The organism is Kitasatospora aureofaciens, from assembly GCF_019192735.1.
GTDB classification, from domain to species: Bacteria; Actinomycetota; Actinomycetes; order Streptomycetales; family Streptomycetaceae; genus Kitasatospora; species Kitasatospora aureofaciens_A.
On the sequence record NZ_JAHTKP010000199.1, the window covers coordinates 1 to 662 of the forward strand.

The following is a 662-nucleotide window of genomic DNA, read 5'->3' on the forward strand; positions in this document are numbered from 1 at the left end:
GCGACCGGACGGGCCGGGCGGCTGCTGCTGGTCTCGCGTCGTGGCACAGAGGCGTCCGGGATGCCGGAACTCGTTGCCGATCTGGAGGAGTTGGGTGTCGAGGTCACGGTGGCGGCCTGTGACGTGGCCGACCGCGAGGAACTCGCGGACGTCCTGAAGGGTGTGCCGCTGACGGGCGTTGTCCATGTGGCGGGAGTCCTTGACGACGGGATCGTTGCTTCGATGACGTCGGAGCGGCTGGAGTCGGTGATGCGGCCGAAGGTCGACGCCGGGTGGAATCTGCACGAGCTGACGCGCGGCATGGATCTGGACGTGTTCGTCCTGTTCTCGTCGATCGCGGGTGTGGTCGGCAATGCGGGCCAGGCCAACTACGCGGCGGGCAACACCTTCCTGGACGCTCTGGCCGCCCACCGGCGTCATCGGGGTCTGCCTGCCGTGTCGCTGGCGTGGGGTCCCTGGGAGCAGGGCATGGCCGGCGACATCACGGACGCCGACCGGCGGCGGATGGCCCGCCAGGGTCTTCGCCCGTTGTCCGACGAACGTGGACTTGCCGTACTGGACGCGGCGGTCGACCGGCCCGAGGCGCTGCTTGTGGCGGCCGAGGTGGACCTGCCGGCCCTGCAACGTTCCGGCGATGTTCCGCCGCTGCTGTCCGGCCTCGT

Annotated in this window: 1 protein-coding gene; it reads left to right on the forward strand. The window is 70.1% G+C overall.

Annotated elements, in window-relative coordinates:
* Positions 1–60 precede the first annotated feature (60 nt).
* Positions 61–662: beta-ketoacyl reductase (locus tag KV557_RS41985; RefSeq protein WP_308130330.1), on the forward strand; the 602-nt coding region annotated here is incomplete at its 3' end.